The sequence below is a fragment of the Winogradskyella sp. HB-48 genome, from assembly GCF_049942685.1.
Classification (GTDB): domain Bacteria; phylum Bacteroidota; class Bacteroidia; order Flavobacteriales; family Flavobacteriaceae; genus Winogradskyella.
The window spans coordinates 1,552,240-1,578,433 of the sequence record NZ_CP187934.1 but is presented as its reverse complement, the minus strand read 5'-3'; the positions used below and the strand labels follow the sequence as shown (position 1 = coordinate 1,578,433).

General features: G+C 34.7%; 16 protein-coding genes and 1 tRNA gene. 5 read left to right on the top strand and 12 right to left on the bottom strand.

The window, feature by feature from the left end:
* Nucleotides 1-52: 52 nt before the first annotated feature.
* From ACPX19_RS07030 to ACPX19_RS06980, 11 genes are all read right to left on the bottom strand, one after another.
* Nucleotides 53-895: a glycoside hydrolase family 16 protein gene (locus ACPX19_RS07030; RefSeq protein ID WP_426432350.1), complete on the bottom strand. Its 843-nt coding sequence runs from the start codon at nt 893-895 to the stop codon at nt 53-55.
* Between the two features lie 13 nt (nt 896-908).
* Entirely contained in the window at nt 909-2,321 is a 1,413-nt protein-coding gene (locus ACPX19_RS07025) for a carbohydrate-binding protein (protein WP_426432349.1), read from the bottom strand.
* Between the two features lie 12 nt (nt 2,322-2,333).
* Nucleotides 2,334-5,510: a glycoside hydrolase family 2 TIM barrel-domain containing protein gene (locus ACPX19_RS07020; RefSeq protein ID WP_426432348.1), complete on the bottom strand. Its 3,177-nt coding sequence runs from the start codon at nt 5,508-5,510 to the stop codon at nt 2,334-2,336.
* A 131-nt stretch (nt 5,511-5,641) separates the two neighbouring features.
* Complete coding sequence (locus tag ACPX19_RS07015) at nt 5,642-7,495, bottom strand: hypothetical protein (protein ID WP_426432346.1); 1,854 nt, start codon at nt 7,493-7,495, stop codon at nt 5,642-5,644.
* A 29-nt stretch (nt 7,496-7,524) separates the two neighbouring features.
* On the bottom strand, nt 7,525-9,036 hold the full coding sequence (locus ACPX19_RS07010) for a RagB/SusD family nutrient uptake outer membrane protein (RefSeq protein ID WP_426432345.1): 1,512 nt from the start codon (nt 9,034-9,036) through the stop codon (nt 7,525-7,527).
* 5 nt (nt 9,037-9,041) lie between these two features.
* Nucleotides 9,042-12,164, bottom strand: a complete 3,123-nt coding sequence (locus ACPX19_RS07005; protein ID WP_426432343.1) for a SusC/RagA family TonB-linked outer membrane protein — start codon at nt 12,162-12,164, stop codon at nt 9,042-9,044.
* A 234-nt stretch (nt 12,165-12,398) separates the two neighbouring features.
* The gene (locus tag ACPX19_RS07000; protein ID WP_426432342.1) at nt 12,399-15,200 is read right to left on the bottom strand and encodes a triple tyrosine motif-containing protein; all 2,802 of its coding nucleotides are present in this window, start codon (nt 15,198-15,200) and stop codon (nt 12,399-12,401) included.
* Nucleotides 15,201-15,393: 193 nt separating this feature from the next.
* Nucleotides 15,394-15,903, bottom strand: coding sequence for a hypothetical protein (locus ACPX19_RS06995; protein WP_426432341.1), 510 nt, complete (start codon nt 15,901-15,903; stop codon nt 15,394-15,396).
* Between the two features lie 385 nt (nt 15,904-16,288).
* Nucleotides 16,289-17,089 (bottom strand): hypothetical protein, encoded by an 801-nt coding sequence (locus ACPX19_RS06990; RefSeq protein ID WP_426432340.1) that lies wholly within the window; start codon nt 17,087-17,089, stop codon nt 16,289-16,291.
* A gap of 60 nt (nt 17,090-17,149) precedes the next feature.
* Complete coding sequence (locus ACPX19_RS06985; protein ID WP_426432338.1) at nt 17,150-17,566, bottom strand: hypothetical protein; 417 nt, start codon at nt 17,564-17,566, stop codon at nt 17,150-17,152.
* A 485-nt stretch (nt 17,567-18,051) separates the two neighbouring features.
* Nucleotides 18,052-18,133, bottom strand: a tRNA-Leu gene (locus ACPX19_RS06980).
* 105 nt (nt 18,134-18,238) lie between these two features.
* Between ACPX19_RS06980 and ACPX19_RS06975 the strand changes: the two genes are divergently transcribed.
* Nucleotides 18,239-19,633 carry a dipeptidase gene (locus ACPX19_RS06975; RefSeq protein WP_426432337.1) on the top strand — a complete coding sequence of 465 codons (1,395 nt, stop codon included), beginning with the start codon at nt 18,239-18,241 and terminating at the stop codon, nt 19,631-19,633.
* A 2-nt stretch (nt 19,634-19,635) separates the two neighbouring features.
* Here ACPX19_RS06975 and ACPX19_RS06970 read toward each other — a convergent pair whose 3' ends face one another.
* Complete coding sequence (locus tag ACPX19_RS06970) at nt 19,636-21,024, bottom strand: M28 family peptidase (RefSeq protein WP_426432336.1); 1,389 nt, start codon at nt 21,022-21,024, stop codon at nt 19,636-19,638.
* A 121-nt stretch (nt 21,025-21,145) separates the two neighbouring features.
* Here ACPX19_RS06970 and ACPX19_RS06965 point away from each other — a divergent pair, with 121 nt between their 5' ends.
* The 4 genes from ACPX19_RS06965 to ACPX19_RS06950 all read left to right on the top strand — a co-directional run bounded on the left by ACPX19_RS06965 (nt 21,146) and on the right by ACPX19_RS06950 (nt 26,158).
* Nucleotides 21,146-21,511 (top strand): BlaI/MecI/CopY family transcriptional regulator, encoded by a 366-nt coding sequence (locus tag ACPX19_RS06965; protein WP_426432335.1) that lies wholly within the window; start codon nt 21,146-21,148, stop codon nt 21,509-21,511.
* An 83-nt stretch (nt 21,512-21,594) separates the two neighbouring features.
* Nucleotides 21,595-24,351, top strand: a complete 2,757-nt coding sequence (locus ACPX19_RS06960; RefSeq protein WP_426432334.1) for a M56 family metallopeptidase — start codon at nt 21,595-21,597, stop codon at nt 24,349-24,351.
* A gap of 136 nt (nt 24,352-24,487) precedes the next feature.
* Complete coding sequence (locus ACPX19_RS06955; protein ID WP_426432333.1) at nt 24,488-25,588, top strand: DUF4407 domain-containing protein; 1,101 nt, start codon at nt 24,488-24,490, stop codon at nt 25,586-25,588.
* Between the two features lie 126 nt (nt 25,589-25,714).
* A complete protein-coding gene (locus ACPX19_RS06950) occupies nt 25,715-26,158 on the top strand; it encodes a YybH family protein (RefSeq protein WP_426432332.1) in 444 nt (147 codons plus the stop codon).
* Nucleotides 26,159-26,194: the final 36 nt, after the last annotated feature.

Below are 26,194 nucleotides of genomic sequence, written 5' to 3'. Positions count from 1 at the left end.
AAGGGTCAAAAAGGCCAAGATTATGAAATCCTGACCTTAGATATTTTGTTTTTTAATTAGCTGAATACACTCTTACATAATCCACGTACATAGTTTGTGGAAATACTGTGTTTTCATTAGGATTGCCATCAAAAGCACCACCAACAGCTAAATTTATGATGATAAAGAATGGGCCATTATTAAAAACCCAGTCTCCTGTAACATCTTGAGGAGTAATTTGATTATAAAGTACATCATCAACATAGTAGTTGATATAGTTTGGTCCCCACTCTATGCCATAAATATGAAATTCGGAATCTACACGACTATCCGTAAATTCATATTCTTTTACAATGGCATTACCCCCAGAATATCCTGGTCCATGAACTGCTCCGCTAACAATTGTTGGTTTTGAGCCACCATTCTCCATTACATCAATTTCACCGCAAAACGGCCAGCTAACTTCATCAATATTAGCACCTAATAGCCAAAATGCTGGCCACATCCCTTTACCATAAGGTAATTTCATTCTAGCTTCAAAACGCCCGTATTTTTGCTCAAACAAACCTTGTGTTAAAAGTCTTGCGGATGTGTAACCAGAACCTTCAAAATCTTCTTGAATTGCAGTAATTTTGAGCATACCATCTTCTACGACCACATTTTCTGGTCTATCAGTATAATATTGAAGTTCAGCATTTCCCCATCCATTATTACCAGTGCCTATATCATAGGTCCATATGGCTGGATTAGGGGCTCCATCAATATCAAATTCATCCTGCATTGATATGGTGTTGAAGTTTGTTACGTTTTGAGTCTCATCAGGATTACAGTTTGTAATTAATCCCATGAGTCCAGCACAAAGCCCACTGCATATGAGTATTGATTTTAGTCTAATGTTCAAATTTCTATTTTTCATTTTTAGCTTTTTTTTAGTTTTCTGCATAGAAATAAATATTATCTATTGATAAGTTAGCGATATTATTGTCGGTAACAAATAGCATCATACCAAGAGCATCTCTGGCAGTAAGACCATTAAAACTTGACAATGGTATATCAAATTCTACCCACTCGTTACTCAATAATTCAGTTCCAGATATTTGATAAGAGCCTAAAATGCCATTTGGTAATGTGAAATTGTTATGCAGTTCCATATTTATATAATCTGATGCATCAACGTTCTCATTGACTCTAAATTCTATGTGCAGGTGCGACATATCTGTAGCATTTATAGGTTCTACATCACTTCCGTCTCTACCATAAAACTCAATAGCAACAAAATTTAGCATTGTGTAATCAATAATATTATTTCCATTTTCTTCTACTGCACCACCCAAGGTCGTTTGAAATGGCTGATAAAACCCATTATAATTATCAACTGGTACATTAGCAAAAACATCACTAAAAATGGAAATGACATCAATATCTACAGCTTCGATTGTTAATGAGCCTTCCGCCTCAACACCACCTAAACTTGCAGTAATAACAGCTGTATTATCTCCACCTTGTCCAGGACCATCTACAGTGACAATCCCCAAGTCATCTACTGATGCAACAAAAGGATTAGAAGTTTCAAAATCGAAATAAGAAGGTTTTGCCGATACTGTAATATCTTGACCATTTGGAAGATTAGCTGTATAAGACAGTCCTATTAAAGGTACCGATGTATCTATATTGGCTTGTGCCGTTTGATCTTGGCCACCAAGTATTCTTGGTCTGGGTCCTCCAAGAGTACCTAAGCTTTCAAAACGTAATTCATCAATCCAAAAAGAATATGATGCGCCATTTGTACTTTGAGTACCAGCCGAAAATAAAAACAAGCCTCGTTCCTGAACTAATTTAGTAGGGTCTGGGATAGGAATAATATATTTTTTCCAAGCTGTGGAGAGTTCTAGATTACCAAAACCAACAGCATATTTATCTTCTATAAAGTCTGAGCCAAAACCAACTTCAATTATTGCTGACGTTGATGCCTTAGCCCAAAATGTTAAAGCATCATATCCTGACAGGTCTCTTCCATCTCCTCGGTCTTTGAAAATCCCACCTATGTAACCTCCATTTGGATCATTTGGTGCTGGTACGTCAATTCTTATTGAAGCCGAACCTTCGTAAACCTCATTGTTGTCTGTACCAAATCCATTAGTGTTAGCACCCGTTGCAGGGTCAAAAGACGTGAAAAATTCATCTGTTAAACCTACTGGATCATCTATAAAGATATCACCATTTGTAGGGAATGTTGCCAATTCCACATCATCGGAAAAACCTCTCTCGCAACTAATCATTACAACAGATATTAACCCAATTAAAGGTAAGATGATGCTATATTTTAAATTTATGTTTTTCATAATCATAGAATTTTATTTACCAATGTTAATATGGATGTAAGTTCTTATTTCCCACTCCGTACCGTCAGGAAAGCCCACTGGACTTATAGTTGGCTCAGATTCAAACTCTGCTGTTGCATTTGGTAAAAAACGTGGAGAGTTTTGATCTAAAGAACGCCAAGTTCCTCTTATTCCCACCTGTGTGCTAGGTAAAATAAACCAATCTGGTTTTCCAAGTGTCGTTGAAACATCTAACATTAGCTGTAGAGGAAACGTTAAGTTGAAATCTCTGTGGTAATCAAAAGGTCCCCAATCATTTACCTTAACATGAGACATTACCTTAAAGTTCTTGTAAAGCATTCTTAAATCACCACCAAAACGTGTAATGGTTCTATCAGAGTCACCATTACCTTGCCCATTACCATAGTAGAAGTTACCAATAATACCTAAATCTGGGCTAAGTTTGGAAACGATACGTGTATGTGCTTCCCACAAGTCTTCTGCTGGAGCCGATTCTGAAAACGCAAAGAATGTACGATTAGCTAAGAAACCTATATGCGCATCTTGTGTTGTTGGTAAATGTCTGTAGACAAATCCTGCACTTACAGCAAACTTAGCATCTTCTTCTCTATCGTTATTCCACTCATACATCCAAGTTCCTGGTGTAGGGTCAAATGTGAATAGAATTTCTCCTGCAGTGGTTTCTCTATTACCACCTCTAACTGCAAAAGGATCATCGATGACATTTCTTAATCTACCAGGTGAAAAAACACCGTTTGGCATTGGATCTACCAAAGGTTTTTGCCACATAAAGTTAGGCGCTACTTGTAGATTCCCAAACGAATATGTGAAACCTGATAGGAAATTTGTCATATTTCCACTACCTGAATCTTTTAGCTGCCAACCAGTAAACGTTCTTGTTTGATCTGCACCTCCATTAGCTACAAGACCCATGTAAGATCCTTGAGCATACCAATTAAATCGTCCTTTTTGATAAGTCACTTTGGCTTTTGCTCCCCAATTATCCTTGCTGTTAATCTTATCTACTACTACAACATCATTATCTTCTTCATACATTTGAAAAGAACTTCCATTTAATGGGTTACCACCCCAAATACCACCTAAAGTTACACCAAAACTTCCGAAATCTCTTTCAATAGCCAATGTAGCTCTTTCTGTAGGCCACGGTGGGATTATACCAGAACGTAACTGATTAGGGTCTAAGACACGTCTACCATTTTCATCAAACTCTAAGTCTGTATTAAGGTCCCGATGGTAAATTCCTGTTACATCCCAATTAAGGATGTTTCTTGAATATTTCAATAACATTGTTGGGTTAGCTCCCCACCAAAGCTGTGGTCCAAAAGCCGCTTTTAAACCTTCCAGTTCACCTTTAGCATCAACTTCAATACCTAAGATTTCACCATTGTAAATATCTAGGTTTGGTCCGTAATTAGCTTCTGGATAAAGGTTGAAGAAATCTCCTTCGTAAGCCCAATGGTAATGTCCTGTTCTGTAAAACCCTCTTAATTCAAATTCTTTAGCTTTCCACTCAAACTCAGCTTGATAAACACGTAATCTGTTAAAGTCAGCAATCTCAACATCAAGATTATTTCCTCCTTCTACTCCAACAATTGTTACAGGTCTACCAACATTCTCGTAAAAAATTTCATTTATAGGATTTTCTGCCACATTGCCTAAAATATTAAACTCTACATTGGCTCTCATGTTTGCTGCAGGCTTTCCTTCTATACCAACAAAATAAGATTGCATATGATCAAAACCAAGTTGATTAGGAAATACATTAGCGTTTGGATCTTCAGTGTCTGGAGTTGTAATTAAACTACCACCAGTATTAAAAGTTGTGAATTGAGCAGATAATCTACTTATACTTAGCTTCTCTGAATCTCCACCACCTAGCGCAGCCTTATCGCCTCTTGCTCTAAGAACAGCATCCATAACATTGATATTCTTAAAATAGTTGTAAAGAAAATCTTGGTTAACCCCCTCACCATAAGGATTAAGCTGATGTACTTCCTTTAAAGCATAATATGCCGCTCTAGGGTAAAGCGTATACAACCCTCTTGAATCGGTTTGACCCTTAGCACAAATACCAAACCACTCTTCGTTCATGTTATTTTGTCCTGGTTCTAAATCCATATAGTAACCACCATTTGGCCAAGATGCATTATTATCATGGACATCCAGATTTTTGGTCTGCCCAAACTTCCACCAACCATCACTAAACTGAAACGTAAAACCACCAATAGAATTTCCTGCTTTACCTAAACCAGCTGCATTTTGGTAAATATCTTTCCAGTTTTCAACATCAAAATAAGCTTGCATGTATTGGTCTTCTTTGTTGTCTTTGGCATTAAAAGCATCTGAACCAAATTCTGCAAAAAGAATAGGCATGTCTAACTCATCATTAACACGTTGAAAAGCATCACCAAAAGAAACACCTCTATACATATTGGTACCGTAGATATCGATGTCTTTACACTCTTGTTTAACGATATCTAAATACAATAAGTCACCATTACATATTGCCACCGGATGTGATTGATCAATAGATTTTACTTCTTTTGCAGCGTCATTAAAAGCCTTATATAACGCACGAGCCGCAGCGATTTTACCTGTATCTTCTGCGCCCTCAATGGGAATTGCTTCTGTTTCAGCACCTGTCCAAGATAAATGATAGTTGTTTTCGTTCCCTATCATGTATAATAGTAAACCAGGTGTGTTTTTATAGGTATTTGCCATATCAATGGCTTCTTGCATAAGAATTTCTCTGGTAGCCTCATCTGCGTAATCCGTTTGAGGGGTCCAAGCACCGTTTATTGTTAGACCATAAGCACCAAAGGTAATATTGAGCATAGTGTAAATCCCATAATTTTCATAAATGTATTGAATCCACTTAGGCTTAAGACCGTAAGTTCTAATGGCATTAACTCCCATATTTTTTAGGAGTAACATCTCTTGGTCTAATGCTGCTTTGATAATATCATCTGATCTACCCCAAATACCTGTATCAGTAATGGTTGAACCAATAGGAACATAATCCCAATTCATTCCGTTAATCATCATGTTTTCACCATTAACGACAAGCCTGAAACCGTCAGGACTTTTCTCAACGGATACTTTATCTGATTGTGCTAGTGCAAACGACACACAGAACAATAAGAACAGTACGATTAGATTATTTTTCATATAGTAAATTTTATGTTTTTATTTTGATTGATTAAGGTAATCAGCCTTCTACTTAAGATGTGCTTCTTAATCTGAGCTGATAGGTCAATACATGGTAAATATTGACCTATCCCAGATCTTGAACTAAACAATTATTGTCTTACAAGTTTAAATCTCCACCAGCCGTCACCAGCTATTGCTATATCTACTATTATTGTATTGTCATCTTCAAAATCAACAATATATTCTACAGAATCTGGTGCATCACCAGGATTAGCTAATTCAGCTCCATTAATAGCTTTAGCCAAGCCCAAGAATGCTCCAGCACCATCTAAAGTTACCGTACCAGCACCTGCGTCATAATTATAAGTTGCTGATGCTGAACCATCATGTGGGAATACTGGAGCAGCACATCCTTCTGGATCGTTACCTTGCCAAGCTTCTACCCAAGTCTCTGAGCCCAAAATATTTTGGAATGTTCCATCAGCATTAAATACATAATCATCATCAAATAAACAATCTCTTGTTGTTACATCTTCCGTTGAACTAGAAAACCATGATACGTTGCCTTGCCCTGGACCAACACCAAACGCACCTGCTTCTGGGGCTAATCTCCATGTTCCAACTAATGGGTTTGCTGGTGGTGCATCTTTGACCAACTTAAATCTCCACCAACCGTCACCAGCAATTGCAATATCAACAATTATGGTATTGTCATCTTGAAATTCGACGATGTATGTTATGCTTTCTGGTGCATCACCAGGATTAGCTAATTCACCTCCATTAAAAGCTTTAGCTAGACCCAAGAATGCACCCTGACCATTAATAGTTACTGTTCCAGCACCTTCATCATAATCATAAGTTGCTGAAGCGGTACCATCGTGAGGAAAAACAGGCGTGCCACAACTTTCTGGATCTTGTCCTTGCCAAGCCTCTAGCCATGTTTCTGAACCTAATACATTTTGGAAGGTTCCATCGGCATTAAATACATATTCATCATCAAATAAGCAATCTCTTGTAGCTACATCTTCTATTGAACTAGAGAACCAAGATACATTGCCTTGCCCTGGGCCAACACCAAACGCACCTGCTTCTGGAGCTAAACGCCAAGTCCCTTCTAGAGCTGAAGGAGCTGGAGGTGCATCTTTTACAAATTTAAATGACCACCAACCATCACCTGCTACTTGAATTTGTAACGTTAATGATAGACCATCATCTGACAATATATATTGGTATGTTCTTGATTCAGGAACAGTATCTCCTGTACCTAACTCTGCACCATTAACCACTTTTGCTAATCCCATAAAAGCACCTGCACCAGTAATTGTTAGCTCACTACTAGTAAATTCATACGAAGCTGTTGCTGTTCCATCATGTGGGAAAACCGGAGTGCCACAGGCTTCTGGATCTGTACCTTGCCATGGCTCTAACCATGTCTCAGCACCTAACACATTTTGAAAAGAATTATCTGCATTAAACACATACTCGTCATCAAACAAACAATCTCTAGTAATAACATCTTCAGGGGAATTAGACCACCAAGAGACATCGCCTTGTCCTGGGCCTACACCCAACGCTCCTGCTTCTGGTGCTAAACGCCAAGTCCCAAAAAATGGGTTGTCAACTGGATCTGGATCTGGTTCTTGAAAGATAACAGTATAATCCTCGGAAATAGAGACATCGTCTCTGCCAGGAAGCGATGCTGTAACCGTAATTGTATAGGTTGCTGTTTCTTCAGGATATAAATAAGTTACCATTGGACCACTGGTTTGAAAAACATCAGCATCGTCATTTGGGTTACCAAAATCTACTGTGTATAGGATTCTGCCATCTGGTGGTATTGTTGTAGCTATTACACCTATTTTGTTTCCCTCTGGATTCAATTCGGCAATATTGAAATCCAATCCTGCTATTATGTTTAACTCATCATCTTCTTCACAAGAAAATGAAACACTTAACATCAGTAATGCTAAAATGTAATAAACTCCTTTTTTTAATATTTTCATTTTAATCTAATTTTTGTTGTACTCTTTTTTTAATATCCAGGATTTCCCCAACGCTCTTCTGCCTGAGCTAATTGTAACTCAATTAACGGAATTGGGAAAACTTCATTTTTATTTGCGGTAAAGCCTTCTATAGTTGAAGCTGCTCTGTTAGTTCTGACCAAATCAAAGAATCCGTGTCCTTCACCTGCCATTTCTTTTCGTCTTTCTAAATAAATCGCTTGTAATAAATCTCCTTCAGCAGCAGTATAATCGTGACTATTATCTCCGTATGCTCTAGCTCTGACTTGATTAAGATAATTTTGCGCATTACCACCACCGCTTTGAGCCTCAGCCTCAGCAGCCATTAGTAAGACATCAGCATATCTTATAGCACGATAATTTTGAGAGTAATTTAATGGATCTGAACCAACACCATCATCTGCTTTACGTGGCATATATTTTCTGTTAAACAAACCTGTATCGTCCCTACCTTGTGAGTAAGAATCTTGTGCATCTCTTAAATCAAAAAATGTGACATCTCTTCTTATGTCGCCATCTTCGAATAAATCATATAACTCTACAGATGGCAAACAGAAACCCCAACCAGCATTATAAGTCGCATTACTAAATGGTGATCTAGGACCACAGAATTGTGGGAAATAAGTACCTTGACTACACTCAATACAACCCCAACCAGCAGCTTCTATACCTGTATATTGAATTTCAAAAACCGCTTCTGAGCTATTTTCACCCTCACCCTCAAAAAGCATTTCGTATGAATTACCTGTTGTTAGAGTATATTGATTACTTGATATTACCTGATTTAAAGCTGTTGCTGCATCTGAATACTTACTCTGATCAAATTTTCCATGATACAAGTATACTTTACCCAACAAAGCTTGGGCTGCACCTTTAGTTACCTCATAAGGTAAGTCTTGTGTTACAGGAAGATTAGGAATAGCTTCTTTTAAGTCTTCTTCAATTAAAGTATACGTAGTAGCTAAGTCTGAAACACGTTCCATAGAAAATTCATCTTCAGGAAAAATTCGTTCGTCAACAATTCTTAAAACCCCATTTCTGTCTTCAGTTTTTAATGGTACATTACCAAAGAATTTTGCTAATTCGAACGTATAGTAAGCTCTAAGAAAGTATGCTTGCGCTATGATTTGGTCCTTACCATCAAAATCGGTTTTATTTTTAAACTCTAAGATAAAATTAGCTCTGTTTAAACCTGCATACATTAGCCCCCAAATACTACGCAATTGATTTTCATCAGAAGGTGTATGTATCATTAAATTAATATTCTGAAGTGTCGGCTGATCGTAATTAAAAGCGTCGCCACCAGCAGCATAATCTGGTGAGGCAACGATACCCGTAAGCACATTCCAAAATGTTGCTTGTAGCATATCGTAAGCGCCTATAAGTGCACTTTCGTATTCTTCTTGATTATTGAAGAAGTCGGAATCATTGAATCCATCTGGTTCTACCTCAACAAAATCATCAGTACAACCAATTGTATAAAGAGCTACGAAGCTCATTAATATTATTAATTTTCTTTTCATAACAATTAAAAGTTTAAATTAATTCCTAATAAATAAGATGCTGCAACCGGATAAAAACCGTTATCTATTCCACCTCCAAGTGGAGCACCTGAATTGGCAGAAGGGTCAAAACCAAAATAATCTGTAAGTGTAAAAAGATTATTACCTGAAAGATAAATCCTAAATTTGTCAACTCCAACAGTTGAATTGAATTTTTCACCAAATGTATATCCTATTTGTACGTTTTGTAAACGTAAAAATGAAGCATCTTCAACATAAAAATCCGAGAAATTATCTGTATTAACATTTGCTCCGGCAACAGCTCTTGGCACTGAATTACTTGTACCAGTTCCTTGCCATCTGTCTAGCATGTATGTGCCTCTATTAGCATATAAATCTTTACGCTCATAATTTCTAACCATTTCATGCCCAACAGATGCAAAAGCATTTGCACTAAAATCTATATTTTTATATGTAAAGCCTATATTAATTCCGAAAGTAGCATCTGGTATTGGGTCTCCTAAATTTGTACGATCTTCTGCAGTTATCTCACCGTCACCGTTGGTATCAACAAATATTAAATCTCCAGGAGCAACATCTCCAATAGTACTGTAAGTCCCAGAAGGTGCAGTGGCATTTAAAGCATCTATCTCAGCTTGCGTTTGATAAATACCGTTGGTTTGATAACCATAATAATGCCCTAAAGGTAAACCAGGTTGCATACGTGTTATATCTGTAATCCCAAGTCCAACACCATATTCACCACCTACTGGAGTAGTCCTTCCATTTAATGAAACTACTTCATTATCAATAGTTGTTACATTAAAATTAATGTTGAACCTAAAGTCCTCACCAATATTATCGTTATATCCAATTGCAAACTCTAATCCCGTATTGCGTACTGTACCAGCATTAACTACAGAAGGACCTGTTGCTGGTGCACCAACCCCAGTAACAGCTGATGCTTGTGGTGTAAGTAACAAATCTTTGGTTTGTTTTCTGTAAGCATCAGCAGATATATTTACTTTGTTATCAAACAAACGAAAATCTAGACCAATATTAGCGGTTTCTTGTTCTTCCCATTTTAAATCTGGATTTCCAGGTCTACCTGGTGCTAAACCAAATAATAAGTTGTCTGAACCGACATCTATAGTTGCCTGACCATCTAATCTAGTAACAAAAGCAAATGCTGGTATTCTGTCGTTTCCTATTATACCGTAACTTGCCCTTAATTTTAGATTATTAATCCAATTTACTCCTTGCATAAAGTCTTCGTCAGAAACATTCCACCCAATAGATCCTGAAGGAAAATACCCTACGTTATTACCATCCTGTGAAGAAAATTGTGAGGAGACATCTCTTCTTAATACCGCTGATAGCAAGTATTTACCTTTATAGCTATACTGAACTCTAGTAAATAATGAAGACAACCTTGAATCGAACCAATCTGCTCCATTATCTAACGCTGCATCCGTAAAACGGGGCTGTCTTACCATTCCCTCATCATAAATAGATTGACCCAATTGATTTGTACCCATTTCTGTTCTTCCTACATCACCATAGAAACGCCCTTTTGTTCTATATAAAGATGCTCCTAACAACAATGTTAAATCATGGGCATCATTAAATGTATTTTTATAAGTGATAAAGTTATCCCAAGTAAAATCAGTGAAATCTGCACCAAAGTCAACTACTTCATTAAAAATAACATCATCGCTTAGTGCAGCAAAAGAGTTTACGGTGTTCAATGATTTCCCACCCCCATAATATACTTCAGGTCGAAATATATCATCTCTCACATTTGCATGGTTACCCTGAAACCTAGAGGTTACGGTAAAATTTTTCCAGAATGTATAGTCCAATCCAAGTACAGCACTCCACCTAGCCACTCTAGAGGTATTGTAAGTATCATTGATTTGTGCTACTGGATTTATGATTTCAATTTGTGTAATATCATTAGCAAGTGCGTAATTGTCATAATCTAATAAAGGATCGTCATTTGGATTAAAGACAGGCATTGTTGGGTTAATATTAACAGCGTTATATAAAACAGCGCCTATTCCACCTTCGGCTAGATTTTGCTTTTCAGAAAGTGTATGAAGTCCATTAACCGTTATTTTTAAATTATCTAGTATATCATGTTGAAAATTGAATCGAGCTGTTAAACGCTCAAAATTATTTTTACTTCCACCAACAATACCATCTTGGTTTAGGTATGAAATACCAGCAGAATACGCCGACTTTTCACTACCACCTGTTACATTTAGGCTCACATTTGATATCAATGCACGCTCAAAAACTTCATCCTGCCAATCTGTTCCGGTGTTGGGATAAACAAAAAACTCTGTAGCATTTGCGGCATCATTGACGTAAATCGCAAAATCTCTTGCATTTAATAAATCCATTTTTTTGCTTGTAAACTGTTGGCCTGAATAAGAATCTAACTGAAACTTTAGACCTGTATTTTTTCTACCTGATTTTGTAGTAATCAAGATAACACCATTGGCCGCTTGTACACCATAAATACCTGCAGTAGCATCTTTCAACACATTAATACTTTCAATATCATTAGGATTTAATACAGATAGGTCAGATATCCTATTTCCATCAACTAAAATTAAAGGTGCGTTATCCCCATTTGTCGTAATACCTCTAATTCTAATGTTAAGTCCACTACCTGGAGAGCCTGAATTAGATGTAATGTTAACTCCTGCTACCTGTCCTTGGATAGCTTGTTCTATTCTCACAGGATTGAGTTTTTCAATAGACTTAGAGTCTAAGACACTTACTGCACCTGTAACCTCCTTTTTGGTTTGAGTACCATAACCAATGACCACAACCTCATTTAAAGATTGTGCGTCTTCTTGAAGAACAATATTTAACGGATTGGCATTAGTAATAGTGATTTCCTGAGTAATAAAACCCAAATAAGAAACCACAATAATAGAATTTAATGGTATGTCATTTAATGTAAAATTACCATCAAAATCTGTTGATGCCCCTTTGGTAGTATTTTTAACTAATACATTTACACCAGGAAGCGGTTGACCTGAAGATGCTTCTGTAACAGTACCAGATACATCTACGTTTTGACCATAAATTGCCGTGCACAGAAGCATGGCAAAAAATGCAAAAATTTTGATTTTCATAGTTAGTTGAATTAGTTACAGCAACTTAAGTAAAAAAATATGAAAATCTCAAAAAAAGACTATACAATAAATATACAATTTAAAAAATAGTGTAAAAATTTAAGAATATGATATTAAAATACTGTTAAATCAAGCATTTTGAAAGGTTTTCTCTCTATAAAGTACAACCTAATGTAGTGTGGCAGTGAGCAAATGTATAGGTAATGTATAGTTGAATTTAGTGATTTTAATAGCCTACAAATCTAAAATATAATCTGTAAGACTCTCATCATGGTCCAATCCCATTTTTTTACGCAATCGATATCGCTTTACTTCTACGCTTTTATGTGAAATATTTAATAAAGGTGCAATCTCTTTTGAAGATAGGTTTAACCTCAGATAAGCGCATAGTCGTAAATCATTTGGAGTTATTAATGGGTGAAGCGATTTTATCCTTTTCATAAAATCCTTATCCACATTATTGAATGCCTCTTCAAAAAGTTTCCAGTCGCTTGTATTATTTAAATTAGAATTTATTAATCTAATGACGCCTTTTACCTCATTTAATGATTTACTTTTAGACAGCTCTTCTTTAATATTATTCAACAATTCATTTCGCTTAACTAAGTTCATAGTTGCTGTACCAAGCTCTCTGTTTTTGTTTTCAATATCTAACTGAAGATTTTGGTTTTTGAATTGAATGAGCTGTCTTTGGTTTTCTAATTGTTCTAGCTCTAATTCCCTTTGTTTCTTTTCTAATAATTCTTGCTTTTGTTTTTTATAGTATCTACTGTTAAAATACTGTATTAAAAAAAGAAATATTAGACCAAACACAATATAGGTAGCAATTGCCATAGGCTTTAAGTACCATGGTTTTTCTATTGTGAAATTGTAAGAAGCTGTATTATTGGATTCTATTCCTCCTAGGTGTGCTTTAACCTCAAACTTATAGTTACCATGTGGAAGGTTCTCGAAGTGAACTTCAGATTTTGTTATCCAATCACTCCAATTGTCATAAATACCTACTAATCGATACTTATACTTAGTATTTGAAAACTTATTGAAATCTGTGACGCTGTACTTAAATAGAATACTGTTATTCTTGTTCTCTAATTCCGCTGGTGCATTCACCCCTAAATTAACAGATTCATTATGTAGTGAATTAAAAGATATATTATCTATTTTGATGTGATTAGAATTACCACTAAGTTTATCTAAACTTACAACTAAATAACCATCATTAGCCCCTATTAAATATTCATCTTTGTTTAGTCTAAGAATGTTTTCGTAACCGACCTTACTGTTTCTAAGTTCATAAGAAATTGGAACATAATTAATCTTTGGCTTTTCTGAAAGTGTGCCAGGCTCTACATAAATAATGTTATTCTTATTAAACAGCCATAGCCTATTACTACTTTCATCAAAAACTAATTTACCTGAAAGATAGCCATCTCCTTTTATTGGTTGACTCAACACATCATTTTTTACAAAATCAGAGGTTTGCTGATTATAGCTAAATATACCATCCTTATTACAATATAGGATGGTATCTTGATATTTAGTAATACTAGATTTGGGACCTTCTTCTATATCTAATTTTTCAAAATCCAAAGCTTTAACAAAACTTGAATCTATTCTTACTCTATAAATGCCTTTATATTCATGATTTACTAAAAGTTCATTTGAATTTATAAACTCAAAATATCTTGAAGAAATATCGAAACCCTCAATTCTATTTTTAAACGACCAAATGCCATCTCGCAACTCCAATACACTTAACCCCTCATAGCCTCCTTGTATAATTAAATTGGGCTTGTCTTTAATTTCTTTAAATACCCAAGACCCTATTTCACCACTTAAAAGGTCTGCTTTGTTATTTTTTATAATAAAAGTACCTTTATCGTGCCCGCAGAACAGCGTACCCTTTAAATACCCTAAACTCCACACTTGACCCTTGGTTTTTTCTATAAAGCTGAACTTAGAATCTTTGGTAATGTCCTTATAAAAAAGGCCTTGATTGGTCCCTAAATACAAATTCTGATCAATTTTTATAGATGCATATATAGTCCCTAAAACCCCTTGTTTATCTTTATAAACTCTGTAAGGCGAATTTAGGTTCACACAATTAATACCATTATCCAAGCCCAACCACAAGTTGCCTTGTTTACCTTCAAAAACAGACAAAACAGTATTATTACTCAAACCACCTGCCTGATTTATTTTTATGATTTTATCACCATTAAGATTTATGTGTAAAATCCCTTCAGATATAGTGCCAAAAATAAAACTACCATCATTAAGTCTTATACTACTGTAAACGCTTAAGTTTTTTATCAGATCATTTACTTTATTGCTCCATATAGAGACTTCACCATTTTTGTATGAGTATATGCCATTTTCTTTGGTTACCAACAATAAAGCTTCGTCAACAGTATAAATGTTGATGATTTCATTATCCTGGAATTTTTCAGATGATAAAACGAGTCTTTCTTCCCCATTTAGAATTTCATAAATACCATTTCCATTTTTTTGAAAGTATATAGTTTCGTTTACTTTGAAAATTTTATTTATTCTTTGGTTAGATTCAATAATCTTAAAAGTATTAGCATCAACACTATAAATGTATATTCTGTCTAAAGACTGGAATAGAATATAATTTTCTATCTCTACAATGTCCCAGAATTGTTCATCTTCTTTTGGATCAATACCATGTTTATCTATCAAAGAGGTATACACCAACCCTCCATAGTTGTCTTTTTCCCAATAGCCAAAATCCATGTAGCTGCCTGTGTAGATCTTTTCATCTATTATATTAACAGACCTTAAGATGGATTGGTTAGGGGTTGGAAACAAATCCCATCTTGCACCATTATATCTTAGTAACCCTTTGTTATTTGCAAAATAAACTACACCTTCTTTATCTTGAGAAATATCCCAATTTTGATCTTCTGCTTTATAATCTTGAGTAGTAAAAATCTGAATAGGTGGTATCTCTTGACCATGAAAAATGGATGAGATTAAAAAAACAAGTAAGAGGACCTTTCTGCTTATCATCATTTCAAAAATAATCAGGATACAAGCTAAAACTTTAACACAACATCAATGTTAAGGCACTAATATATGTAAATATAAGTACTTAGAGAAGTTTTGTAGAGGTAATATAACGAAGTTTTCCTTGAAATTAGATAAAAGAAAGTCTATCCATACTAAAAGAGGGACACAAGATAAGGCAACAAAATTTAATTAGGTTTTAGTCAATAACAACTTTTTTTGATTTTTGCCAGATATCATTTTGAAGATTTATAATATAAGCACCTCCATCTAGTGAAGACATATCAATACGATTTTCAAGAATAGATGAGTCTAGCTCTAATGAAAGTACTTCTCTTACTTGAAGATCATACAAAACCAAAGTTGTCCTTTCTTGCGATTGACCTCTTACAATTAACTCTTTAGAGCTATCTATTACAAAAACATTTAAGTTATCTAAATCATTTTGAACAGTTGAAAGTACGGATTCAGTTACTCTTAAGAAAAAACGCCCTGTTTCGGACAATCCAGTTGATGTATAAATTACATAATCACTATCTTTTAATAATGTTAATGTATTAGTAAACGTATCCTCTAGATATATATTTATTGTATATGGCAACGCCATATCAACGACACTAAGCCTTACTTCCAATCCTTGATTAGCATTAGCTCCTAGTGGGATTACAACATCTGAAATATCCACGTATTGCCATTGGAACTCCTTCATTACTCTCGACCAAATGTGTATAAAGTGCAAAATCAGAGACGTTACCTCCAAAAACAGCCGCATCATATCCTATATCCAATCCTAAACTTGCATTATCATGGAAAAAAACTTATGTTATACAACTATCAGATAATGTACTCAGCCTTATTTTGACAAAATCAACATTACTTAATGTTCTACCTATAATAAAATCATCTGAATTACCTTCAACCTGCATATCAGGGGTAAACTCTAAACTTGCAGATGACAAATTTGACGACACAAAAAAAACCTTGGCCAGGAGCTATCTTATCTGGCCCTTCTACCAAATTTGTAATGGTCCAAACGCTTCCTGATCCGTCTGTATCATTTGCATCATAGCCATAGATAGCCACAGTATTTTCATTCAATAAACTAAGGTTGATACACCAGAAATAGATCCTACATGGTTTAGAAAGGAGTTAACATCTATATAAGAAGCATAAGGATTACCGATAAGATTCCATTCTGGAAAACTTCCAGTAATATCGTTTTCAATAGGTACACTAATAGAATTTGTAACAATTGATCCTGTAAAAACCAAAGCTTCACCATTTCCTTTTTCTATTGACGTATTTGTCGCAACTCTATAACCTCTACCAGAGGATAGTATTTCCACAGCATTATAATTATATACTAAATACTCATCTGTAGTACCTTTTTCAAAAGGGCCAAATAAATAAGTTGTATTTGGAGGCGTAATACCATTGTTAAACAGAATATTTGCGTTATAATTGTTGTCATTCGTTAAAAAAGAAATCCAGCTCTGACCTGACAACGGAGGTGCAATTAAATCTCTATCATTTAATTCTGAATTAGTATATCTATGATATTTTGTATTTCCTCCTACTGTGATTGAACCTTGCACGATTAAACTAGAATACGAATCTGATTCAGAATACATATTTAAATCACCTGATACATTTAGAGTTGTTCCATTGGGCACAGTTAAATTGACTCCACCATTAATATTTAAATTAGCTATGGTCATATCTTCTGAGATTTGTGGTGGTGTATCTGTTTCAGGTATTGTTACATCTGAACATAACCCTGGTAGTTCATTAGGCGTCCAATTATCGGAATCATTCCAATTATTTGAGACTGAACCGTTCCATGTAAGTTGTAATGCATCTGCAGAAAATATTAACTTAAAACGATTATTCGCCACGGAAGCAGTTATACTAGAAGCAACTGAATAACTGTAATTAACCGTACCACTTTGTGGAATTTAGGTATAACTATCCAGATAATCATCAAATAAGAATGCTGTCGCACATTGCATTGAGATACCTTCAGCCACTATTGTATAGTTAGTATCTCTATATGTATTTACTTCTAATTGGATTTCTTCTTGGTCAACCGGAGTAGCTCTACTTTCAATACTCAATAAAACCCAATTATTATTAGTTGAAAAATTTTCATCCAAGTTTGGAATGTCAAGTGCGTCATTTATATCAACATCATTATTACCTTCAGCGTCAAAAAAAATTAAGAAGCCATCTGCTTGAGACTCATTGTTGACTAATGCACTCCTCTCGTATAAAGATAAACGTAATTGTCCTTGGCTAATAAAATCTGTAATACCATTTGTCATAGTGCATTCATATATTTTTAAATCATAATTTTCTGGCTTAGAATTAAACAAATGCACATTACTAAATAAAGTCCAAAATAATATAAGTGAATACGAAAGGATGAAACTTAACTTCATGAAAAATAAGTACTTGGCTGATTATACTAACCATAACAACTTATAAATGCTCTGAACAAAAAGTAGAAAATTGAGGACGGAAATAAACTCTGAATTAGTAACAGCAAGTATCAAATTAGTAAAAAAAATCCGAAATTACCCTTTGTTTAATTATCGTTTAAAAGCCCATAATCAACCATAAAAGGTTAGCATTTAGATAATAACGAGATTAATTATAACAAGTATTGGTTTCAGCATTTTGTTAGAAACTAAAGAAGAAAGTATAAAACAAAAAAGCCGAAAATATATACTTTGGCTTTTATTGTACAGGCGGCAAGACTTACTTCTACTTCGCTCAGCATAAACTTCTCTTCTTACTAAATTATAGGTAAAAACAATCATAAAAAAAGACCCTTCAAAATTATGAAGAGTCTTTACTGTACAGGCGGCGAGACTCGAACTCGCACACCTCGCGGCACTAGATCCTAAGTCTAGCGTGTCTACCAATTCCACCACGCCTGCAAAAGGACTGCAAATATAAACAATAGTTTCAATATTCAAATAGGTTTTATTTAAGAAAATAATCCTCTCATAATTGTTACTTTTGTTAGAAATCAAATTACTATTATGCAAAATATAAACGCTTACATCAATGAGCACAAACAACGCTTCATTGACGAACTCATTGATTTACTAAAAATTCCCTCAATAAGTGCAGATTCTGCTTACAAAAAAGACGTCCTAAATACTGCAGATGCTATAAAAGAAAGTCTTCTAAAGGCTGGCTGTGACAATGTTGAAATTTGCCAAACCGATGGTTATCCTATTGTATATGGCGAAAAACTAATTGACAAAAATTTACCAACTGTTTTAGTTTATGGCCACTACGATGTGCAGCCACCAGATCCATTAGATTTATGGAACTCACCACCTTTTGAACCTGTAATACAAAAAACAGACCTACATCCAGAAGGTGCCATTTTTGCTAGAGGTGCCTGTGACGATAAAGGTCAAATGTATATGCATGTGAAGGCTTTAGAATACATGACTACAAATAATGAGCTACCTTGTAACGTAAAGTTCATGATAGAAGGTGAAGAAGAAGTTGGCAGTGCTAATCTTGGTAAATTCGTTGCTGCCAATCGTGAGAAATTAGAAAACGATGTCATTCTTATTTCAGATACAGGTATGATTGCCAAAGATGTCCCATCCATCACTACTGGACTTCGCGGCTTAAGCTATGTTGAAGTAGAGGTGACTGGACCAAATAGAGATTTACACTCCGGACTTTATGGTGGAGCTGTTGCCAACCCAATCAATGTATTGACTAAAATGATTGCGTCGCTTCATGATGAAAATAATCACATTACCATTCCTGGTTTTTACGATAAAGTTGAAAATCTTTCTGACGAAGAACGTGCTGAAATGGCTAAAGCACCATTTTCACTTGATGCCTATAAAAAAGCCTTAGACATAGATGCTGTTTACGGTGAAGAAGGCTATTCTACTAACGAACGAAATTCCATCAGACCAACATTAGATGTTAATGGTATCTGGGGAGGTTACATTGGTGAAGGTGCTAAAACCGTTATTGCAAGTAAGGCTTATGCCAAAATCTCGATGCGCTTAGTACCTAATCAAGATTGGGAAGAAATTACAAAGCTATTCAAATCCCATTTTGAAAAAATTGCACCAAAAGGAGTTAAAGTAAAAGTAAAACCTCACCATGGCGGCCAAGGCTATGTAACACCAATAGATAGTATCGGTTATCAAGCGGCCTCTAAAGCTTATGAGCAGACTTTTGGAAAAACTCCAATTCCGCAACGTAGTGGTGGAAGTATTCCTATTGTTTCGCTTTTTGAAAAAGAACTAAAAAGCAAAACCATTCTTATGGGCTTTGGATTAGATAGCGATGCCATACATTCACCTAACGAGCATTTTGGTGTTTGGAATTACTTAAAAGGTATTGAGACTATTCCTTGGTTCTACAAGTACTTTACTGAATTAAAATCGGCGGAATAGTTTTATTCCTTAATGATCTTATAAGTCGAAGCTTTAGTTTTAGACTTAACGTTTACAAAATAAACTCCTGAAGCAGTACTATCAAATTCAATTTCAATGTGTGCTTTTCGGGAATTTGTTTTTTTAATCACTTTTCCTGAGATGTTATTGATAGAAACATCAATTTCAGACTCTGTAAAATTATCGATCTTAATCACAGAGTTAACAGGATTAGGATAGACTTTTATTTCATTAGGCTGAAATTCTTCTGTTGATAAAACAGAAAAATTAATACACGCACTCATTTCTGTACAACTTCCATTGGTTACTTCAACAGCATAGTTTCCATTAGTTAAAGGTGTAAAAGATTGGTTGGTCTCACCAGAAATTGGTGTATTAGTATCACAATTAATCCATTGGTATGTTCCCACTGCTTGGTTAGAAGTTAACAATGTTGTTGTTTGAGTAACAGTGTTATCTACACCAATTAGATTGGCCTTAGTAGCAGTGTAAGCTAATACTAATTTAGTCAACTCTGTCATATACTGAAAATCGATATCTTCTACTCTATCATTAGAGGTGTGATAATCCGGAGTCTGGTCATTGGTTTCCCATGATTCGCCTACCAAAACTGCTGAATAATTTTGATTCCAAAAACGAGAATGGTCACTGGCAGTTGTGCCAGGATTAACAACAATTTCATTTAAATCGAAAGAATAGGTATTTAAAATACTTATTAAATCATCTTTAATAGCAATTGAATTTGCAATATTCCTTACATCAATATCAAAATCATTGTCTCCTGGTGTTCCTGGCGCATCACCATCATAACCAATCATATCCATATTAACCACTGCCAAAATATTATCCCTAGTATTTCCATTGGTTTCATCTGCTGCTTGCTGCGCATAATAGTTGGCACCGCGCAAACCAATCTCCTCTTCGTCCCAAAGTGCATAAACAATGGTATTATCTGTACATTGATTTGAAAGGAGTCTCGCTATTTCTAACACAGCTGCAACACCTGTGGCATTGTCATCTGCGCAATAGGTGGTTACCGAATCGTAGTGTGCACAAATAATATAAATATCGTCAGGATTGGTTTGTCCTAACTGCGTCGCGATAACATTCTTTCCTGTTGTATTAAAATTCTGAAATTCAACCACCAGATTAGGCAAAGTCTCTAAACGCTCCTTTATGTAATCCGCTGCTAAATCATTATTACTATGAACACGAGACGTTATTGTTTGTGTACTTCCATTAATGGTTGCTGACTGCTCGCCTGAAAGCTGTGCGACACTAGTCTGCAAATTGGCTGTACTCACCTGATTCATTAAATCTTCAATAGACTGCGCTTTCACATTAGATATTATCAAAGCTACAAAACTCAGCAGCAATAAGGGCTTTTTCATTAAAAAACAGCATTTAATTGTTACTACAAAGGTAGCAAATTGTAAAAATTTGACATTCAACTATTTTGAAATTAAATTTTTTATTCTACATTTGTAGAGTTAATTCTAATTTTGTAGAACAATGGAACTCTCTAAAACCGAAGAGCAACTCATGCAATACCTCTGGAAACTCGAAAAAGCTTTCATGAAAGACATCTTGGAAGTCTACCCTAAGCCTAAACCCGCAACAACAACCGTTGCAACGTTATTAAAGCGCATGATTGGCAAAGGCTTTGTGGCTTATAAAACTTACGGAAAATCGAGAGAGTATTATCCGCTTGTAAAAAAAGAAGATTATTTCTCTAAGCATGTTAATGGGTTAATTAAAACGTTTTTTAATGATAGCGCCTCTCAGTTTGCATCCTTCTTTACCAGAAAAACAGATTTGACAAAAGAAGAACTACAAGAGTTAAAAGCCATAATCGATAAGGAAATTAAAAACAAGTAATTATGGAACTTTATCTGCTTAAATTTTCCGCTTGCCTTTTAGTTTTTTGGCTAGTCTATGTGCTATTATTAGAAAAGCAACAAATGCATAGGTTTAAAAGATTCTATCTACTAGGTTCATTTGTTGTTTCATTAGTCATTCCAGAGCTTAGCATTATTGAATATGTAGAACCTATTGTTCAGAATTTTGAAGTTACGAATGCTTTTATTCCAATAGAGGCAGAAGTTATACCTCAACCCATTGAGGTCACTCCTGTACTGACTTTAGAAACTATTCTTTGGACTATATATATGCTTGGTGCAGCTCTATTTGCAATTCGCTTTGCAATTAATCTTTTTAGGCTTTACAGACAAATTGTAAAAAACGACAAACAACGCAACCATAGTTTTATCTATGTATTACTAAAAACGTACCGCATACCACACTCATTCTTTAAATTTATTTTTGTTAACCAATACCAATTTGAAAACAACCAAATACCAGAAGAAGTTAGACTACATGAAGAAACGCATGCCAAGCAATGGCACAGCTTGGATATTTTGTTACTAGAGTTGCTTCAAATTATATTTTGGTTTCATCCTTTGGTGTACATTTTAAAGCATCATGTAAAACTCAATCACGAGTTTTTAGCCGATGACGCAGTACTTCAAAAAGGTGTTGCCACCAAAAATTATCAAAATATATTATTACAATTTTCATCAAACACTCACAATAATCAATTAGCGAGTGCCATCAATTATTCATCATTCAAAAAACGATTTACAGTTATGAAAACACAAACCTCAAAAACCAAAATTTGGTTAAGTACCTTATTGGTATTACCAATACTAGCCATTCTTTTTTACAGCTTTGCTGAAAGGGAATATGTTGAAAAGGATCAAGACCTTTTAGATTCAATCCAACAGAAATTAGATAAAGCAAATAAGCTTAATGTAGTGTACATAGATGGCGCAACAAAAGCTATGATGAAAGAATACAATGATTGGATTATAAAATTTAACACTACACACTACATCGATTACTCCAAATATCAACGAATTGTTGCCATCTATGATATGATGACCGAAGAACAACGTGCTTCGGTTGAAAAATATCCTGTAATACCAGATACAAATCTCTCTAAAGTAAAGCCAAAATCTCCAACAGTTTCACAATTTGAAGAATGGAAAAATACTGAGAAATATGCGCTTTGGATTGACGGTGTGCATGTTCCAAATTCAGTATTAAACAACTATGTAGCTAGTGACATCTTTCATTTTGTAGGCTCAAAAGTTTATGATAATGCACGAAGTGAAAAGTTTCCACAACCATTTCAGTTTAGCTTATATACTAAAGATGGTTTTAGAAAAAATTATCAGAAATCAGCAGTTAACAACTACAATGCTATAACAAAAAAGTACTCTAATGCTATTTCTACTTATTTAAAAGGAGACCAAAAAGATAATTCAGAATTAAAAATTTTAAAGGCACAAGCAGATAAAATCTATAATTTGTTCACTAAAGAAGAATTAAAAGAACATAACATTTTACCTCCACCACCAGTTCCCGCAGAAAACAAAGATTGGCAAAAAGTTGAAGATATTTTAGAGCAACAAAAGGCCACAAAAGAGCAAGTTGCAGAATATAACGCATGGGCTAAAAAAATGAATTCAGCCATAAAGAAAGCTGAAGCAAATAAATCTTATGAATATCCTATCATTAAACAAAAAGAGGTTGAGCATTATTTAAATATCTATAAGAATTTAATGACAAATGAGCAACGTAAAAATGCTGAAGCATGGCCAAACATACCACCTCCGCCACCTCCGCCACCTTCAGTTCCCGAGCCACCAAAAACAAAAAATAGAGAGGAAAACATTCCACCTCCACCTCCTCCAATACCTGAAAATGCGAGTCCTAAAGAAAAAAGAAAAATGCAAAAGACCATAGATGACTATGAAAGAAAATATAAAAGAAAAGTGCATACAGCAAGCAATATTACTACTGGTGAAACCTTTAGTGTAATAGCTAATGATGACGTTTATAATGATGTTTCAAAACAAGAACAAGAAACAAGGATTCAACCCATAGAAATCTATATTGACAGTGACAATAACATCCAATTTAATGGAAAGAAAGTTGAAGTAGATGACATAAACAAGGAAGTAAAAAAGCTTAACCAACATTTATCTACTGAAGATCACAGAAAATATGTATCTGCATCTATCATTACAGAAAAAACCGAAGCTCTTGATTATGCTAAATCCATTCAAATAAAATTAAGAGAGGTAAATGTTTGGTCTTGTAGTATTAGTAGCAATGAAGGTCTTAAAAAGGCTGGTCTGGATTCTAAACACTTCAGTCTATATTCAGGACTAACGGTGAAAGAAGCAGAAGAAAAACAGAAAAAAATTTTCAACGAATCCCAAAACGTAGATAAAAAGATTGATAGTATTAACAACTCTGGTGGGCCATGGAAAGTTAGTACGGTTGTAACATCATACGAATTTATAGATGATGATGGCAATAGTTCTGGCAAGGTTAATCTAGAACCAGCTGTATTAAATAAAAAAAACGAACCACCAGTAATTTATCTCAATGAAAAGGAACCTATAAAGGGTCATATCGCTTTGACAAAAGAAGAACTAAAAAAATTAAAGCTCACCTTGTCTGAAGGAAATGTTACGAATTTTAAACTGAAAATACCAGGAATAAAAACCGATTTTATACAAGGGAACACCATTTCAGCAACTAGCATTAAAAATCTTGAAAATTTTGATGATGGAATGATTACAATATTCGACATTAAAGACGAAAAAGAAAATCGACTTCCACCAATAATCATTCAATTAAAGAAATAGATTTCACATAAAAGCCTCGCAGTGCGAGGCTTTTTTCTTTTAAAAATGTAACAAAACCAAAGTTTTAGCGTTCTAATAGCCTATAAGGCTAGTGTAAAGCTTGCCTAAACATCAATCAATCAAAAAGCAAACCGTTATGTTAAAACGATTCTTTATCCTATGCTCAGGAGCTGACACCGAAATCTTAAATGACTGCTCAAATGGTGAACAAAATAAATATGCTGGTATCGGTGCAACCGTATTCTTTACCGCTTTAATGGCTACCATTGCAGCGAGCTACGCACTTTACACCGTTTTTGACAATTTATATACTTCCATATTTTTCGGAATCATTTGGGGACTACTCATTTTTAATTTAGACCGCTATATCGTTTCTACTATTAAAAAACGTAATAATTTTTTAGATGAACTAATGCAGGCCACACCAAGAATTTTTCTGGCCGTGATAATTGCTGTAGTGATTTCAAAACCTTTAGAACTTAAGATTTTCGAAAAGGAAATCAATCAAGTTCTATTAGAGCAAAAGAATGATTTAACGTTAGCGAACCAAAACCAAATTGCACAACAATTTAATCCTAAAATAGCAGAAATAGAAAATCAGATTTTAAGTTTACAAAGTGAAATAGATACTAAAGAAACTGAAGTCAACGCACTTTACGACACCTACATAACAGAAGCAGAAGGCACATCTGGCACTATGAAACTCGGCAAAGGACCTGTTTACAAAGAAAAAAGAGAGAAACACGACGCTGCTTTAGCAGAGTTACAACAACTAAAAACCGAAAACAAAGCAAAGATTGCAGCCCTAGAAAACGAAATCATAGCTTTACAAGGCGATTATAAAGCCAATGTTGCAGAGTCACAACCTATAATTGATAATTTTGATGGCTTAATGGCACGTGTCAATGCTTTAGGCAAATTGCCTTGGCTGCCATCTTTCTTTATTTTCTTATTATTTCTTGCAATTGAAACCTCTCCTATAATTGCAAAACTTTTATCTCCAAAAGGTGAGTTTGATTACAAACTTGAAGATCAGGAAACTGTTGTAAAATCTTGGGTAGATCAACAAGTCGCAGAACGACAACTACTTGTTAAAACTGACAACGACATTAACAATAAGGTTTATACCGAGATTGCTGATGAAGAAGACGTGATGAATTACAAACGCCAAAAAGCTCGAGAGCTAATGCAACATCAAGCTGATGCCTTTTTAAAGAAACAGAAAGGAATTTTATAAAACAGATATTGTATTTTTCAATTTAGAATACCATAATAAACTATTACTTCTCGATACAACTTTCTTACGAAAATCACTCGAAGTGACTAAAATCATTACTTTTAGGGAAACCAAAAACTAAACGTGATGAAATCTATCTATTTTGTCTTTGCACTTCTATTATTTAATTGCTCTAATCAATCAGAATCGCAAAAAGATACTTTTAAAACCGATAAATCTGAAATCTTAAAAGTCTTAAACACGCAAGAAGATGCCTGGAATAATCATGATTTAGAAGGTTTTATGCTAGGCTATTGGAAAAATGATTCCTTAAAATTTTATGGTAGCAGAGGTCTTACCAAAGGCTGGGAAAATACATTGAACAATTACAGAAAAGGTTATCCATCAAAAGCTGAGAGTGGTACTTTAAATTTTGTAATAAATGATGTATCAAAAATTGAAGGAGACAACTATTGGGTGATGGGAGAATATCATCTCAAAAGGGAAGTAGGTGATGCTGATGGTGTTTTTATCATAATCTTTAAAAAGATCAATGGTGAATGGAAAATTATAGCCGATATGTCTTGCTAAATAAAAAAGTGCACACAGGCCGTTTATCTGTCACCA